Annotated in this window: 16 protein-coding genes; 2 read left to right on the plus strand and 14 right to left on the minus strand. The window is 46.2% G+C overall.

Annotated features, from left to right (window positions below; genetic code table 11):
- Nucleotides 1–149: 149 nt before the first annotated feature.
- A complete protein-coding gene (locus tag ABCM67_RS03495; protein WP_129974565.1) occupies nt 150–1184 on the minus strand; it encodes an aldo/keto reductase in 1035 nt (344 codons plus the stop codon).
- A 161-nt stretch (nt 1185–1345) separates the two neighbouring features.
- Nucleotides 1346–3142 (minus strand): L-fucose isomerase, encoded by a 1797-nt coding sequence (locus ABCM67_RS03500; protein WP_015525941.1) that lies wholly within the window; start codon nt 3140–3142, stop codon nt 1346–1348.
- Between the two features lie 205 nt (nt 3143–3347).
- Here ABCM67_RS03500 and ABCM67_RS03505 point away from each other — a divergent pair, with 205 nt between their 5' ends.
- Nucleotides 3348–4196, plus strand: coding sequence for an AraC family transcriptional regulator (locus ABCM67_RS03505; RefSeq protein WP_021651531.1), 849 nt, complete (start codon nt 3348–3350; stop codon nt 4194–4196).
- 615 nt (nt 4197–4811) lie between these two features.
- Here ABCM67_RS03505 and recQ read toward each other — a convergent pair.
- A complete protein-coding gene (recQ, locus tag ABCM67_RS03510; RefSeq protein ID WP_178016118.1) occupies nt 4812–6641 on the minus strand; it encodes a DNA helicase RecQ in 1830 nt (609 codons plus the stop codon).
- 288 nt (nt 6642–6929) lie between these two features.
- Between recQ and ABCM67_RS03515 the strand changes: the two genes are divergently transcribed.
- Nucleotides 6930–8240, plus strand: coding sequence for a hypothetical protein (locus ABCM67_RS03515; protein ID WP_178016119.1), 1311 nt, complete (start codon nt 6930–6932; stop codon nt 8238–8240).
- A gap of 110 nt (nt 8241–8350) precedes the next feature.
- Here the strand turns inward: ABCM67_RS03515 and ABCM67_RS03520 are convergent, their stop codons facing one another.
- From ABCM67_RS03520 to ABCM67_RS03570, 11 genes are all read right to left on the minus strand, one after another.
- Entirely contained in the window at nt 8351–9577 is a 1227-nt protein-coding gene (locus ABCM67_RS03520) for a cob(I)yrinic acid a,c-diamide adenosyltransferase (RefSeq protein WP_288162040.1), read from the minus strand.
- A gap of 345 nt (nt 9578–9922) precedes the next feature.
- A complete protein-coding gene (locus ABCM67_RS03525; protein WP_015525945.1) occupies nt 9923–11074 on the minus strand; it encodes a 1-propanol dehydrogenase PduQ in 1152 nt (383 codons plus the stop codon).
- A gap of 136 nt (nt 11075–11210) precedes the next feature.
- The gene (locus ABCM67_RS03530; RefSeq protein WP_022426929.1) at nt 11211–11975 is read right to left on the minus strand and encodes a DeoR/GlpR family DNA-binding transcription regulator; all 765 of its coding nucleotides are present in this window, start codon (nt 11973–11975) and stop codon (nt 11211–11213) included.
- Between the two features lie 72 nt (nt 11976–12047).
- Complete coding sequence (locus ABCM67_RS03535; protein WP_015525948.1) at nt 12048–12596, minus strand: BMC domain-containing protein; 549 nt, start codon at nt 12594–12596, stop codon at nt 12048–12050.
- A 16-nt stretch (nt 12597–12612) separates the two neighbouring features.
- Nucleotides 12613–13941, minus strand: a complete 1329-nt coding sequence (locus ABCM67_RS03540) for a 4Fe-4S dicluster domain-containing protein (protein WP_015525949.1) — start codon at nt 13939–13941, stop codon at nt 12613–12615.
- 4 nt (nt 13942–13945) lie between these two features.
- Nucleotides 13946–14212: a EutN/CcmL family microcompartment protein gene (locus ABCM67_RS03545; protein ID WP_015525950.1), complete on the minus strand. Its 267-nt coding sequence runs from the start codon at nt 14210–14212 to the stop codon at nt 13946–13948.
- Between the two features lie 68 nt (nt 14213–14280).
- The gene (locus tag ABCM67_RS03550) at nt 14281–14925 is read right to left on the minus strand and encodes a phosphate propanoyltransferase (RefSeq protein ID WP_044961540.1); all 645 of its coding nucleotides are present in this window, start codon (nt 14923–14925) and stop codon (nt 14281–14283) included.
- Between the two features lie 108 nt (nt 14926–15033).
- Nucleotides 15034–15312 (minus strand): BMC domain-containing protein, encoded by a 279-nt coding sequence (locus ABCM67_RS03555; protein WP_342992507.1) that lies wholly within the window; start codon nt 15310–15312, stop codon nt 15034–15036.
- A 72-nt stretch (nt 15313–15384) separates the two neighbouring features.
- Nucleotides 15385–15726, minus strand: a complete 342-nt coding sequence (locus ABCM67_RS03560; protein ID WP_118368606.1) for a BMC domain-containing protein — start codon at nt 15724–15726, stop codon at nt 15385–15387.
- A 43-nt stretch (nt 15727–15769) separates the two neighbouring features.
- Nucleotides 15770–16045, minus strand: a complete 276-nt coding sequence (gene pduA, locus ABCM67_RS03565) for a propanediol utilization microcompartment protein PduA (RefSeq protein ID WP_015525952.1) — start codon at nt 16043–16045, stop codon at nt 15770–15772.
- 85 nt (nt 16046–16130) lie between these two features.
- On the minus strand, nt 16131–16445 hold the full coding sequence (locus ABCM67_RS03570; RefSeq protein ID WP_015525953.1) for a BMC domain-containing protein: 315 nt from the start codon (nt 16443–16445) through the stop codon (nt 16131–16133).
- Nucleotides 16446–16464: the final 19 nt, after the last annotated feature.

A 16464-nucleotide genomic window follows, 5' to 3' on the forward strand; every position in this document is an offset into this window, starting at 1 on the left:
CATCTCTGAAGCGTTTTTACAGAAACACCTAATAATTCAGCAAAATCTTTTGGTTTATAATTTGTGATATTTGATGTATTCATAATATACCTCCATAAGTACATTTAAACACATTTAATATCTTTTTACAATATATTTAGTTACTTATATCATCCTCCTGCACTCACCCAGCCTCCGAACAGTTCCGGTGCAAGGTCGATCTCACAGGCATCCAGTACATCTTTTAGCTGTGAAGGATTGCTGACACCGGTTACAGGCACAGTCTGGAATGGCTGATGGAAAAAGTATGCCAAAGACAGGGCCTGCAGGCTGTGGCCGGTTTCTTTCTGCAGCTTTAACAGCTTCTGATAGGTACGAAAGTTTGTCTCGTTCCAGTAGGATCTTTTCATACTTTCTGAAAGACCTGTGATCTGTGTTTCCTTCTCCCTCATCCAGGATGCATCCACCTCTGCATCTGTAAAGGAAAGCCCCATTTTCTGAAGTTTTGAAAAAAATCCCATTGCAGTGGAAGAAAACGGAACGGCAGCAGCGCCTGTCTCACAGTGCCACTGATATTCTTCCCTGGAAAACTCCACAAGTGTAGGATCCGGATTTGTATTTCCTCCGGGATTGATTCCTGCAAGACTCCACTGATTGGATACTGCTGTGATCCCTGAAAGATTTCGTTCTCTCAGACACTGAGCAATTTCTTTCAGCCTCTCTGTGCGGTAATTGGAAAATCCATAATAACGGATCCGGCCTTCTTTTTTCAATTCTTCCAGAATATCCACGATTTCCTCCGCCGGTTTCTCCGGATCATCTCTGTGAAGCCAGTAAAAATCCATCTCATCTTTTCCCAGTGTGCGGCAGCTCTCATCCAGGTCCATGCGGATATCTTCTTTGTTCACTCTGCTGCGGCCCGGATCCTCAAAGGAATAGTGCGCGCCCTTCGTTGCCACAATAACTTTTCCCTGCATGCCACTCTCTTTCAGCCATTTTCCTATGATCTGCTCACTGCAGTTTCCATGTCCTTTTAGCCATTTGCAATAGACATTTGCCGTATCAATAAAATTTCCGCCTGCCCATACAAAGGCATTCAGAATCTCAAAGCTTTTTTCCAGGTCTGATTTATCTCCAAATCCTGCTGTTCCGAGGCAGATAGGACTGATGTTCAGCTCTGTATTGTTCAGCTGTATATATTTCATCTACGTAACCTCCCGTATTCATATATATCTTTTTCTATTATAACTTTTTTCCGTAGATCCGAACAGTATATTTCCCAACTATCCATATACTATGGCACAAAAAAATCCTCCGGCACATGCATGCCGGAGGATTTGATATTCCGTTATCTTAACAATATGATTTATTTGTAAAGTGGTCCATAGTTCTTGCAAGCGCGGAAGTCTGCACCCTCTTTTTCCATACCGAATGCGTTCCAAGCTGCCGGACGATAGATATCCTTCTCAGGAACGTTGTGCATGGATACCGGGATTCTCAGCATAGAGCACATTGTGATCAGGTCTGCACCGATGTGTCCGTAGGAGATCGCACCGTGGTTAGCACCCCAGTTGTTCATTACATCGTAAGCTGTTTTGAACGGTCCCTCTTTGCCATCGCATCTTGGAGCGAACCATGTACATGGCCATGTGTAATCTGTACGTTTCCAGAGCTTGTCAGATACCTCTTCCGGAAGGGCTACTGTCCATCCCTCTGCGATCTGAAGAACCGGTCCAAGTCCTTTTACAAGGTTCAGACGGATCATAGTTGCAGGCATCTGAGCACGTGTCTCATAACGGCTGGAGTATCCGCCTCCACGGAAGTATCCGTTGTCGGCCATACACCACTCTGTATTGTCCATGATTGCTTTCTGGTCTGCCTCTGTAACATCCCACCACTGTTTCATAACTGGTGTTCCGTCAGCCTCTTTAGCCTGTCCGTTAGCATCCAGACAAGCAGCACCGGAGTTGATCAGATGAAGGAATCCGCCAGCTTCTTTGGCAACACCCTCAAGGTCATATCCTGTAGCTTTCTTAACTGCCTCCGGGCTCCAGTATGTACGAACATCAGCGAAGATCTGAGCACGTCCTGTAAGAAGTTTCATGAACAGCATTCCAAGTCCGTTGAGAACGTCGTTCTCTGTAGCAAGGATGTACGGCTCACGAGCGCCATTCCAGTCGAAGGATGTGTTCAGCATAGCCTCTGCGAAGTCACCGTTCGGATAGAAGTCTGTCCACTGTCTCTGGCCCTGGAATCCAGCTGCAAGAGCATTGTGTCCGATTGCTTCCTCGGAGAATTCCGGAGCAAGATTATCACAGCCGTTCATCAGCTCTTTGATGATAACTGCCATCTTAACAACAAACTCGAACTGCTCCTCTTTCTTCTCTGGTGAGAACTGAAGCTCTTCCGGGTTCTTGTCCCAGCCGATCTTGCAGGTCTCTTTTGCCCATTTGAGAGCTTTCTCAAACTCTTCGTGATCGTAGATACCCTCTGTCATACGACGGATGATCTCTACCTCATCAACAGACTCAACTCTCATTCCGAGATAGGACTCGATGAAATCAGAATCGATGATAGATCCGCCAATACCCATTGTTACAGAACCGATCTGCAGGTAGGATTTACCTCTCATGGATGCAGCTGCAACTGCTGCACGACCGAATCTTAACAGTTTCTCTTTAACGTCTTCCGGAATGGATGTGTCGTCAGCTTCCTGAACGTCATGTCCGTAGATACCGAATGCTGGAAGGCCCTTCTGTGCATGTGTAGCAAGAACGGATGCCAGATATACAGCACCAGGTCTCTCTGTTCCGTTGAATCCCCATACAGCCTTGATGGTCTGTGGATCCATATCCATGGTCTCAGCTCCGTAGCACCAGCATGGTGTAACTGTAAGAGTGATATCTACACCCTCTTTACGGAATTTATCCGCACATGCAGCGCTCTCACCAACACGTCCGATGGTGGTATCAGCAATAACAACTTTTACAGGCTCACCATTTGAATATTTCAGGTTCTCCTCGAAAAGCTTTGCTGCGGATTTGGCCATGTTCATAGTCTGATCTTCCAGAGATCCTCTTACATCGAGGGCTCCTCTACGTCCGTCGATGGTTGGTCTGATACCGATAACCGGATAGCTGCCTACTAATCTGCTCTTTGCCATAGTAACAATTACCTCCTAAATTTATATTCACTATTATAACTTACTGTTTTTTTACGTTCCAACAACTCCTGTCTGAACTATGCTTTTATTATACGATTGCATCTTTTAAATTACTTGTGTTATAATAGCAAAAAACAGTACAATATTCACTTTTTCATATGAGTTCCTAAAAAAACTATAAAATTTAAGAAAGAAGGGTTGTATTTTGCACGATCTTGGAAGAAATGAGGACAGACTTCGAGGTACCTATGAATTTCCTTTTGAATTCCACCACATTGACAGCAGCCATCCACGCTATGTCATGTCCTACCACTGGCATGTAGAATGTGAAATCATGCGTGTATTACAGGGCACTCTCACCGTCACTTTAGACGAAAAAAGTTTTACAGCAAAAGCCGGAGATGTGATTTTTGTCAATAGTGGAGTTCTGCATTCCGGAATTCCTCAGGATTGTATCTATCAGTGCATTGTTTTTGATATGAACATGTTTCTGAAATTTAATTCCGTCTGCACAGAATATATGCAGAAGATCAGCCACCAGGAGCTGCTGATCTATCACCATTTCACCGAAAAGCAGCCTGATATCCAGAGAGCGGTGAACTCTCTTTTTGATTCTTTCTGGCAGAGGAAGCCAGGATATGAGCTGGTTGTGTTTGGACAATTTTACCACTTTTTCGGATTGGTTTTTGGTAATCATTACTACCTGGAAAGCCTGCGGAAAACCAGACGAGATTACAAGCGCATTGTCCAGCTGAAGCAGGTCGTGGAATTTATTGAAAAGAACTATGCCAGCCCCATTACCCTGCAGGAGCTTTCCGCTTCGGTTTCCATGTCTCCCAAATATTTCTGCCGGTTCTTTTCCGAGATGACGCATCAGACACCAATGGATTACCTCAACCGCCAGAGGATCGAGCAGGCCTGCTGCCAGCTGGCTACCACCGATGATTCCATCACAGAGATTGCCTATCGGAATGGCTTTAATGATCTGAGCTATTTTATCCGTACCTTCAAAAAGTACAAGGGGATCACCCCCGGCAAATATAAAAGACGCTGAAATATTTTTCCACGTCTTAATGGCACATATCAGAGTATTACATGACAAAAAGCAGGATCTCGCACATATTGCGGATATCCTGCTTTTTGAGGAATTGGGCTGTTTTATGTAAATACAGCTTTTTCGGCCTGGCGGAGAACAGTCATGCCGGAACGGATTCCCGTTTTGCAGACGGGCTATGTTCATGTCTTTATGAATACATGCTACTCTTCTGTATGAGAAAAAAAGCCGGCAGGGCAGATTTTCTGCATGAAAAAGCCGACGCAGATCGTGAAGGAGCCTGATCTCTGTTTACGCAGTGACCAGCACCAGATTATGTCTTAATTGAAAGCGGATACGATCATCCACCTCACTGCTTGCTTCTGACCAACGGATATCTCACACAGTCGGTCCATCTACTCGAAGGGATTCCACTGCTGCATAGAACTCTGCTTGCGAAATGCCTGTACGCTGCACCGGAACATGCAGCAGAAATATGATACAGTTAAAAACGATCCGGCCGCATTATAGCCGCCGGATGTTTCCTGCTTGTCTTATTCTAACAAATGCCTCTTTAAAATGCAAGAAATTTCAGAACATTTCGCTCTTCATTTTCCGACGGCAAAAGTCTATTTCCTACAGATTTTTCACCGCGTCTATAAACCTTTTTCCGTATTTTTCGTACTTGTGCCTGCCGACTCCTGTCACATTCAGCATTTCCTCCTCGTTTCCAGGCTTTAGAATGCACATATGGATAAGGGTTTTGTCGGAAAAGACCATATAAGGGGGGATTTTTTCCTCTCTGGCGATTTCCAGGCGAAGAGCACGGAGCTTCTGAAAAAGGGGCTCATCCTGTTCTCCCAGCTCCCCGACTGCAGATTTCGGAAGTCTGCTCCGTTTCTCTTTTTTCTTCGTCTCCAGCTCTTTTGACATTTTCATTGTGAGGATATGCGCCTCCTCCAGAAGTGACCTAGAAGCGGCAGTCAGCTTCACAATCGTATATCCGTCATCCGTCAGATAAAGATATTCCTTCAGTACCAGATAATTAAAGATCTGCCGCAGCCGGTGTGCCGGAATCTTTGCACAGACTCCATATTCCGGATTTCCATCCATCTCATACTGCCGGATCTTCGCCGTAGATGCGCCGCGCAGAGTATCCAGGATCACGTTCACTCCGTATCTCTGACCACTGCTTTCCACGCACCGGATCATTGCCCTGGCCTCCTGGCTCACATCCTGCTCTTCAAACTCGGTCTGGCAGTTCAGGCAGTTTCCGCAGTAGCTTTTTCCGTATTCCCCAAAATATTTCAGGATGTACTCACGCAGACAATCATGGGTAAAGCAGTAAAAGGTCATCTGCTTCAGCCTCTCCCGATCACGCTCCCGGACAAGGCGCCAGGCTGCCGCTTCCATTTCCTGGTTATCCTGTCCTCTCTCGATAAGATACTGATTGGTAACCACATCCTTCCCGCTGTAAAGCAGGATACATTCCGCAGGATCGCCGTCACGGCCCGCACGGCCTGCTTCCTGATAATAGCCTTCCATGTTCTTCGGCATATTATAATGAATGACATAACGCACATCGGACTTGTCGATTCCCATTCCAAATGCATTGGTGGCTACCATCACACGACAGCGGTCATAAATAAAATCATCCTGATTGTTCCGGCGTTCCTCATCAGAAAGTCCTGCATGATATCTGGTGGCCGTGATGCCGTCACGGATCAGCTTTCCGCAGACCTCCTCCACCAGCTTTCTGGTGAGACAGTAGATGATTCCACTGTCGTCCGGATGCTCCAGTATGTAATCGTGTACTTCCTTATATTTATCTTTCGGTGTTTTCACTGCAAAATAAAGGTTTTCCCGATCAAATCCTGTGGTTGTGCAAAAGGGATCCTGAAGCCCCAGAAGTCTTGCAATATCCTCTCTGACCTCCTTCGTGGCTGTAGCTGTAAATGCACCGATCACCGGTCTTTTTGGAAGCTGTGCCACAAACTCTGCGATCTTCAGATAGCTTGGCCGAAAATCCTGTCCCCACTGTGATACACAGTGTGACTCATCCACTGCGATCATGGAAATATCCGCGCTCAGCGCAAAATCCAGAAACGCCTCTGTGGTAAGCCTCTCCGGTGCTACATAGATGATCGGATATCGTCCTGCCTTTGCATAGCGCAAGGCTGTGAAATACTGCCCCTGCGTCAGAGAGCTGTTGAGGTATGCTGCTGAGATGCCGACCTGGTTCAGGCTTCTCACCTGATCCTTCATAAGGGAGATCAACGGTGATATTACCAGTGTGATCCCCTTCATCATCAGTGCCGGTACCTGATAGCAGATGGATTTTCCTGCGCCGGTTGGCATCACTGCCAGAACATCTTTTCCTGCAAGAAGCGCATCGATCACCGCTTCCTGCCCTTCTCTGAATGTATCATACCCGAAATGGGTCTTTAAAAGTTCCTGTTTCGTCATAAATCGACATGATCCTTTCTGTTACGTTCCCATCGGAACTGTAACGCTTCTCTTTTTCATTGTCGAATCGCTGCTGTTTTCCGAATATTTTATTTTAACACATTTACAGATAAATTGCCAATTGATACAAAAAAATCACAATGCACTTCCTACCTGGTTTCCTGTTATAATGATATAAGAGAAAGAGTCTGTTTATACTGTTCCGCAGCAGAGGACCATGAATTCATGGAGTACCCGGGCCTCTGTTCAGTAACAGCCGGTATACTCATAAAAAAAGGAGGGTTTGTTATGTGTAAAAGAAAAATAAAAACCATCGAAACAATTTTTTTCCTGATTCTTTTTTCCTTTATTGTGCTCCTGCTTCCCCAGGATGCTCACGCCAGAGTCCGGGTCGTGACCAAAGGAACCACTTCCACTATCCGTGATACCGACGGTGTGATCGAAGATGAGTCTTCAGACATTAATTTCCCGATCAACATCAAAAATGCAAACTGCCAAAAACGGATCTATGCCGTGACAGTCCGTGTAAGCTTTTATTCACCCAAGGGAGTCATCCCAAAAAGCACCACATTTTCCATCGATGGGATCAATGTGGTTAAGCTGAACACTTCAAATTATACACCGCTGGCATACAAGGAAACCTTTTTCACCTACGATGACAACATAGAGGATGGCTACCTGGAGTTCGATTTCGGCAATAAAGAATGTCCGGTACCGGTAGACTGTGACTATGAGGTCACCATCAAACAGGCAGTACCGGAAATTTTTATCACCAACAACAATTATCTGAACCAGAGCATCCGAACCGGAAAAACCACTTCCATCGGAATTGAGATTTCTGATCCCTACATAAAAACCATCAGCAAATCAAAATTCAAGGTTACTTCTTCCAACAGCTCTGTTCTCAAGGTACAGAGCATCACTCAGGATTCCAAAAAACGCAGCCGTTTCACAGTCACCCTGAAGGCTCTCAAAGCCGGATCCGCAAAGATCACTTTATCCTACCCAAAGGCCACAGCCTGTAAGCTGACCGGAAAAGTAACCTCTCCTTCAAAAACCGTAGCAACCTTCCGCGCTTCCAAGACTACACTCAAGGTTGGCTCCAAAGTCAGCATGCGTTCCCTCATCAATCTGAAGGGCGGTACCAGTCTGACCATCAAAAATGCAAAATCCAGCAAGCCTTCCGTACTTGCCATTTCCGGAAACTATCTTATCCCAAAGAAAAAAGGGTCAGCCACGGTTACCGCAAACTTAAACGGTGTCAATCGTAAGATCACTATTACCGTATCCGCACCGGCCGCCAAACCTACCGTCAAAAATCTGAAGATCAGTGTTGCCGGTATCAAGTATGGCCCCAATGACATGAAGACCTATTATACCTTAAAATTCACCAATACTTCTGCAAAAACCATCACCACCGCAAAAGTACAGATCACCACAGGTTCCGGTATCTATGACCAGATGTACTGGACCAAGAACCTGACACTGAACCTAAAGCCCGGAAAATCCATGACAAAGACCTATTTCATCCAGAACATGGTCCAGGCGCCGGAAAAAAGTGATATTTCCGTTAAATGCCTGAAGATTAGCTGGAAGTAAATAATTCAAAAGGGGCGTGCCGCAGTATTGATTTAAAAATCATCACTGCAACACGTCCCTTTTATTTATTCTCTCTGAGCTGTCTATACGTTTTGTTTTTATCCTGTATCCTACAGTACCTCATTCAGTACCTGCAGTCCATACTCTGCAAGGCTGTTATCCTCTTCGCCGGTACCGCCGCTGATACCGAGACCGCCGATGATGGTGTCTCCAACCTTCAGGGGTACACCGCCTCCGAATATCACAATATTGTCACTCATTTTTCCAAGACCATAAAATGTCTGGCCCGGTTGTGTCAATCTGGAAAGCTCCATGGTGGACATCTTCACTGCAACCGATGTATAAGCCTTCTTCAAAGCCACCTCAAAGCTTACAAGAAAAGATCCATCCATCACATGAACCGCAACCGGATTTCCATCCGGGCTGCATATCGCAATTACAGAAGGCTTGTTTCTTCTCAAAGCTTCCTGCTCGATCTTCTCGATAAGCCTCTTGGCAGAATCCAATGTGATACGCCCCTGGATACCCATACGCTTCAGCACTTCCTGGATCATCGCCGTGTTTGCTGCCATACTGTCATTCTGTGCCATCGCCGTATTTCCTCCCACTGCTGTCGTCACAGTCCCATTCTGCGCATTAAAAGTCTGTACATCCCTTTTCTGCACCATCTGCGAATCCTGTGCTCTTACATCCACCGCTGATGTACCCGCTGCAACATCTGCACTACTTCCAACAGTTCCTACAGCCTCTGCCCCAACATTAGCTACAATCCCAGCAGTTTCTGCTTTCACAGATTTCTGAACACTTTCAGAAATATCTGTCTTCTTCTCTTCAATCTTCGCAACATCCACATACCTTGCCAGCACATAAAAATAATCTGACAGACGGTTCATATATTTCTTGGCTCCGGTATCAGATCCAAACTTCACGCTGACCAGCGCAAGCTCTCTCTCAGCCCTCCGTGCCACAGCTCTTGTCACATCAATCTCAGCCGCAACTCGGGAATCCCCCGGAAGAATCGGAAGCCTCTCTCCGGAAAAAATCTCTTTCATCCGGCCAATCTCCTCCTCCAGAAGCTCCGTCCGGTCTTCACTGACCTTAAACTCCCGATTATAAGGATCAGAAACCCCATCTATGATCTTCTTCAAAGTCTCCGAGATTTTCTCCAGCATCCGGACAACATCCACATCATCAACCAGAACCCGCACAAGCCCAATATGACTCATCAGCTCCTCAACTGACCCCATCAGACAAATCCGATCATCCGACTTTGAAACATTCTTCGTATGGGAAAGATCCGTCATCCCCTTATCACCATACCCGGTATAAACCTCCATCCCAGCTCAACCTCCCAGCAACTCCTGATAAATAATCCCACCCATATCAGACCAATTTTACAATCCTCGAAATGCTACGCATACCACACGTACGTAAACACACACCACAACCATCCCGGCAAACCAAGCGCGGCGTTCACAAACGCGCCAGCCCCTGCCAACAACGTCACACATTCAAGGCGCCCACAGCGCCCCATCGGCACAACGTTCAACCCGGAACAACCGCAGCATACAGGCACAAGTCAATAACCTTTCCGCCCGCCACAGTCAAGCACTCTAAAAAAAGCCCGAGGGGTGTGCAGAGGGGCCGCGGCTTTGCGGCCCCTTTGCGGTTTTCATCTTTTATCAAAAAGACCAAAGTTTAGTATAAATCTTAATAATATCCTCTTTCTTCGGTACACGCGGATTTGCCGCTGTGCAGGCATCCGCAAGTGCCATATCCGCCATCTTATCAACCGCCGCAAAATAAGCATCCGGTGTGATCGTCTTCATCTCTTCGATGGTAAGCGGGATATTCATCTCTTTCTGCATAAACTGGATCCAGTTTACAAGAGATCTTACGCTCATAACTTCGTTATAATTGCTCAGTCCAAGAAGATGTGCAATATTGGAATATCTCTTTACTGCCGGAAGATATTCTTTCTGGCTTCTGCTGCGTTTGTTGATATTTGCATTATATTCAACAATATGCGGCAACAGCATCGCATTAGCTCTTCCGTGAGGAATATGGAAAATAGCACCCAGCTGATGAGCCATACTGTGAGTAATTCCAAGACCTGCTGCATTGAAGGAAAGTCCTGCCAGACAGGACGCTACATGCATCTTCTGTCTTGCATGCATATCATTACCGTCAACATATGCACGATAAAGATATACGCCACAGATCTCGATTGCTTTCTCTGCAAGTGCAGATGTAAACTCATTATGGTTGATGCTGACATAAGACTCAATTGCATGAGTCAGAACATCCATACCTGTATCTGCTGTAATCGCAGGCGGAACACTGCGTACAAGCTCCGCATCCAGAATTGCCTCATCAGCGGTCAGGCTGTCTGAGATCAGCGGATACTTCACATGTGCTTCTGTATCATTTACAACTGCAAAAGAAGTAACCTCGGAACCGGTACCACTTGTTGTAGGAATGGCAACCAGTCCGACTTTTCCGTAATTATTGATCTTCAGGGCAAACTCACGGATTGCCTTGGAAGAGTCGATGGCAGAACCACCACCTACTGCAACAATAGCTTCCGGCTGATACTGAAGGAATTTCTTAACTCCTTCGGCAATTTTTCCAACCGGTGCATCCGGAACAACATCACAGAAAATATCAAATTCTTTTCCACCTGCCTGAAGCGGTTTTGTGATCATATCGATCATTCCGCTTTTTACAACAAACGGGTCTGTGATAACAAGGACTCTTTTGTATGGAATATCTCTCAGTCTTCCCAGGGCATCAGCTCCAAAATGGATGGCTGTTTTCATTTCAAATGTATTCATAGAAACTGCTCCCTCTCGTCAAACCGAAACACAGTTCTCTTTTGTCTGTCTGTGTTCGGATAAAGTAAAGCGGATCTCCGCATTCCGCATACACTGCATGCTCATGAACATAATCGTTTCACAATATATGTTCCGTCTATTTCGGGTAGATGCATTCGATCTTATGCCTGTTGAAATGATCCAACCACTTTTCAGACGGTTTTTTGTCTGTGATGATCGTCTCGATATCCCGCAGCTGTCCTGCCACGGAAAAAGCAGTCTGATCAAATTTCGTGCTGTCTACCACCAGAATACGCATTTTTCCGGAATTGATCATGGCTTTTTTGGTTGTTCCAAAGGCTTCTTTAGATTCCATGATCCCCATATCCTCGTTTAATGCCTTACAGGAAAAGATCACCTTGTCCACATAATAAGAACGGATCACTTCCTCGGTCCTGGCACCAAGAAATGCAAGATATCCTTCCTTCATCACTCCACCGGTGGAAATAATATTCCAGCCGGATACATCCGAGAGCTCCAGAAGGATCTCCATAGAATTGGTAACAACGGTAAGACGTTCCTTTTCTTTCAGAGCCTTGGCTACAAAAACTGCCGTTGTGCTGGCATCCAGAAAAATGTGATCTCCGTCATTCACCATGGAAGCAGCAATCTCCGCCATTTTCTGCTTTCCCTGTACATTCTGGTTTTTACGAACATTAAATGGTAAATCAATACCGACATCTTCGTTGATCACCGCACCGCCATAACTCTTTGTGGCAAGTCCCTCTTTTTCCAGCTTGTCCAGATCACGGCGGATGGTTTCTTCTGAGACACTGTAAAGCTGGCTTAGTTCACTTACAACAACCCTTTTCTCTTCCTGTAATTTCTCGAGAATCAGATTTCTTCTCTCTAATGCTAGCATAAGATGCCTCCTTTTCAGATGTCATTGCAGGGATACCCTTCAAAAGGATATCCCTCAGATATAAAGACAATATTAAAGGATCGTATCGATCATTCTCTTGTCCGGATGAGCGATCACTGAGGAATCCATGTACATTCCTTTTTCAGCTACCAGCTCTTTTGCTCTTTCGATAGAAGCCTCCACTGCAGAAACCTCGCCGGTAAGAAGCATGTATGATTTACCGCACATACCCTTGGCGATACGAAGCTCGATCAGATCAACGATAGCTGTCTTAGCTGCCTGATCTGCCGCCTCGATGATAGATGCTGCATCATAGGTCTCAAGAATTCCCAGGGCACTGATCTCCTCGACCTGTGTGGTTCCGTAGATTGCCGGGAAAATGGACTCATGTGGATTGCCCAGTACAAAACTGTCAATACATTTGTCCTCGTATGTTGTTACAGCTGTGTCTACAGCAGCTTTTACTGCGCTTAAATCTCCGGTGATAATTGCAATATATTTTCCCGGACATACTGTCTGCGCCTCCACGATCTCTACTTCAGATGTCTTAACCATGGCATCTGCTGCAGTGATACCAGCTGGTGTGGTTTTAAACTCAATCATTCCGATTGCTCTACTCATTTTGTGCACGTCCTTTCTAATTTCTTGCAATTACAACATGGCGGTCTGTCACTTCTGTAACCTTACCGCTGATGGTTGCATGGATTCCGACACTTAATCCCTGTGCAGGCTGTGCGATCATCTGGCCTTCTGTTACCATATCGCCTACATTTACGATTGCCTGTGCCGGTGCACCGATATGCTGGCTTAAGAGAACCTTTACCTTCGATACGTTTACAAGTTCTTCCTGAAGCGGTGCATCCTTGTCATATTTGGTAAGTCCCAGACGTGCCATCAGACGCTCCTCAGGAACCTTGCGGTATTCTCTGGACTCCTGAACCGGCTTCGGCTGAACACCCTGAGGTGGTCTGATCCCTGCCTTACGAAGTCCGCCCTTCATATCTGCAAGCAGTGTTCTCGGAGCCAGGCTCTGCGGACACGCATACATCTCGCAGACACCACAGGAGCTGCAGAATGCAGAATTGATATAAGGATTTACATTTCTGAAATCCTGATTGGATGCTGCCATCATGAACATTGCCGGATCGATCGGGTGTCCCAGATTATGTCTCGGGCAAAGATCTGTACATGTATGGCAGTGGCAGCAGATCGATGCTGCTCTCTTCAGATCTATAGAAGAAGTCCGCTGCTTCTTCATGACAATAACATGGTCCTTTGGAAGAACCAGGATTGCATTCGTTGTTTTTGTAACCGGGTCTGAACCATTTCCGATACGTCCCATCATCGGGCCGCCAACGAAATATACAGGATCCTTTACAGTTGTACCGCCTGCCTGGGCAACAACCTCTTCCAGTGTACATCCCAACGGAACCTTCACTGTAACAGGGTTCTCAACCTCAGCAACAACGGAAACATATTTACATGTGACCGGTTTATGTTCTTCTACCGCGCGGTATACATTGTAGAGAGTCTCTACATTAAATACGGCTACTCCCTGCTCGATCGGCAGTCCTCCGGGCCGTACCACACGTCCGGTTGCCTCATAAATAAGAACAACCTCATCACCCATCGGATAAACCTCATCCAGAAGATGGATCTTAACCCTCGGGAATTCTTCAATATGCTGATTTAAAGCATTGATCGTCTGTACATAAGACTTTTTGATTCCGATAATGGCCTGTGAAGCTCCTACCGTCTCCGCAACCATATCGAATGTTTTCATGATCTCGTATGCGTGCTTCTCCAACAACTGTCTGTGAAGTTTCAGTAATGGTTCGCACTCTGCACAGTTCATAAGAATGGTATCCGCTTTGTCTGTCAGTTTCATGTATGTAGGGAAACCTGCTCCACCTGCTCCGACAACACCATTCTCCTGCATAATTTTCTGTAATTCTTTGATATCCATGGCGTTACTCCAATCCTGCACCGTCGTCTACGATACCGACGATGGCGGCATCTACCGGTGCTGTTTCTACGCCGCAGCCAATTCTTGCTGCGCTTCCTTGTGCCACCAATACATATTCGCCGATTCCCGCACCGATGATATCAATAGCGACAATCTGGCTGTGCTCGGCTTTCATATGATGCACCGGCTCCACGATCATGAATTTATTTCCTATGAGTTTTTCACTTTTTCGTGTGGAAACAATACTTCCAACTACTTTGCCTACGATCATATGAGCCTCCGTTTTTCTCTATATCCTCTGCTGGGGATGCCGGAAACGGCATCCCCGAAGGAGGAATATTATTTGATTATGGTAACTGTATTGCCTGTGGCAATTCTTGCTGCATTTGCTTCATCTGTATCAATATGCATTTCCAGTGTAAAGCTGTCATCAACACGGATCTTAACCTGATTAAAGATCGTTCCGCGCTCATTGTCAGCTTTAACGGAAACAACATCACCATCATGTACACCCGCAGCCTGGGCATCCTTCGGAGCCATGTGAATGTGACGCATAGCCACAATACATCCCTCTTTCAGATAAATGGCACCTTTCGGTCCGACGATGGCGATCGGTGCACTTCCTGCAAGATCACCGGACATACGTACCGGAACCTTCATTCCCAGCTTGATCGCATCTGTTGCGGAAACCTCAACCTGTGATTTACTGCGGACAGGTCCGAGGATCCTTACATTCTCGATCGCACGGAGCTTCAGTCCCACAATGGTAACTGTTTCGTTGGATGCAAACTGTCCGCCCATCAGATCCTTTTTCTTTGTGAGCTGATAGCCTTCTCCGAACAGCGCCTCCACATGCTCCTGTGTCAGGTGAATATGTCTTGCGGAAACTCCGATAGGAACAACGAAACCATTGCCCTTGTCTTCGTTTTTGTTGATCGCATCGATCACCATTTTTGTGATCATTTCAATATTATTCGTTTCCAAGAGTACACCTGCTTTCTTTCGGTTTCATGACTGAACTTAACTCAAAACACACCGGCCGGAAGCCTTAATGGCCCTCAGGCCGGTGCGTCTTGGAACTGATCAGTTAGATTATTTAAGAACCGGAAGGATTTTCTCTACGTCTGTATGAGGTCTCGGAATTACGTGTGTAGCTACAAGCTCTCCAAGTCTGGATGCTGCTGCGCTTCCGCTCTCTACTGCAGATTTAACTGCTCCTACATCTCCACGAACCATAACTGTTACAAGACCGGAACCGATCTTCTCTGTTCCTACCAGAGCAATGTTAGCTGCTTTACACATCTGGTCAGCTGCCTCGATAGCTGCTGTAAGTCCTCTTGTCTCAACCATTCCTAATGCTTCCTGTGTCATGATCATATCCTCCTTGTGGATTATAAATGCTTTATTTGTTCTGTTTACTTCTGACTATTTTGGTGCAGCAGCTTATTTTTTGCTGCTGTTTTTGCTTTCCAGTGCTTCTTCCGGATTTTCTTGCTGTCTCTTTTTCCATCGGCTTGCACTCAGCTCAACCAGTTTGACGATTTCCTCGTGGGGATTGGCAATTACCGCATAGCTGGCAGGCTTCTTGATAGCCTGCTCTACTGCTGCGTTGACAGCTGCTGTAACTGCTGATACATCGCCTTGTACGATCAGGGTCACCAGTCGTCCGCCCAGCTTACGCTCCCATGACGCCAGCTCAACGTCTGCCGTTTTGCACATGATGTCCAGGGCATTGATCGCCGCAACTACACCAGTGATTTCTATAAATCCATATGATTTTCCCATGAGCGAACTCCTTAATTAATTTCCGTTCCTCTCAAAGCCTGAATCAGAGCTTTGGAAGGATTTTCTCTACGTCTGTATGAGGTCTCGGGATCACGTGTGTAGCTACAAGCTCTCCAAGTCTGGATGCTGCTGCGCTTCCGCTCTCTACTGCTGCTTTTACAGCGCCTACGTCTCCACGAACCATAACAGTTACAAGACCAGAACCGATCTTCTCTGTTCCTACCAGAGCAACCTCTGCTGCTTTTGTCATTGCATCTGCTGCCTCGATCGCAGCTGTGAGGCCTCTTGTCTCAACCATTCCTAATGCTTCCTGTGCCATGATTCTATCCTCCTGAATCTTATCTTCGTTACATTTTTATCATATATGATTCCGCCACTTTTGTAAAGTGAACTTCGGAATCCTCTTAATCTTTATCCAGGGCGCTGATTTTCAGCATTTTCTGTGTACCTGGTTCCGGGTTGGGGATTATGTAATGCTGTACCACGCCTGTCATGCTCTCTGCGACTTTCATGCCGGCTTCTACCGCTGCCGTGACATCTGACACGCTTCCGCGGTACTTGATGCAGACAAGAAGCGGTACTGGCAGGCTGTCCGCATTCGCCGGTTTATTCTTATCGAATACCTCCAGGTGGACATTTGCAGCCTTGCACCCGGCGTCAGCTGCCACAAAGGCTGTCGCAAGTCCGAAGACCTCCAGAATTCCTACAGCTTCTGCCATGTTGCTTCTCCTTTCCCGT

The sequence above is a fragment of the Blautia sp. 2227st1_G12_2227SCRN_220401 genome (assembly GCF_039062885.1).
GTDB classification, from domain to species: Bacteria; Bacillota; Clostridia; order Lachnospirales; family Lachnospiraceae; genus Blautia_A; species Blautia_A fusiformis.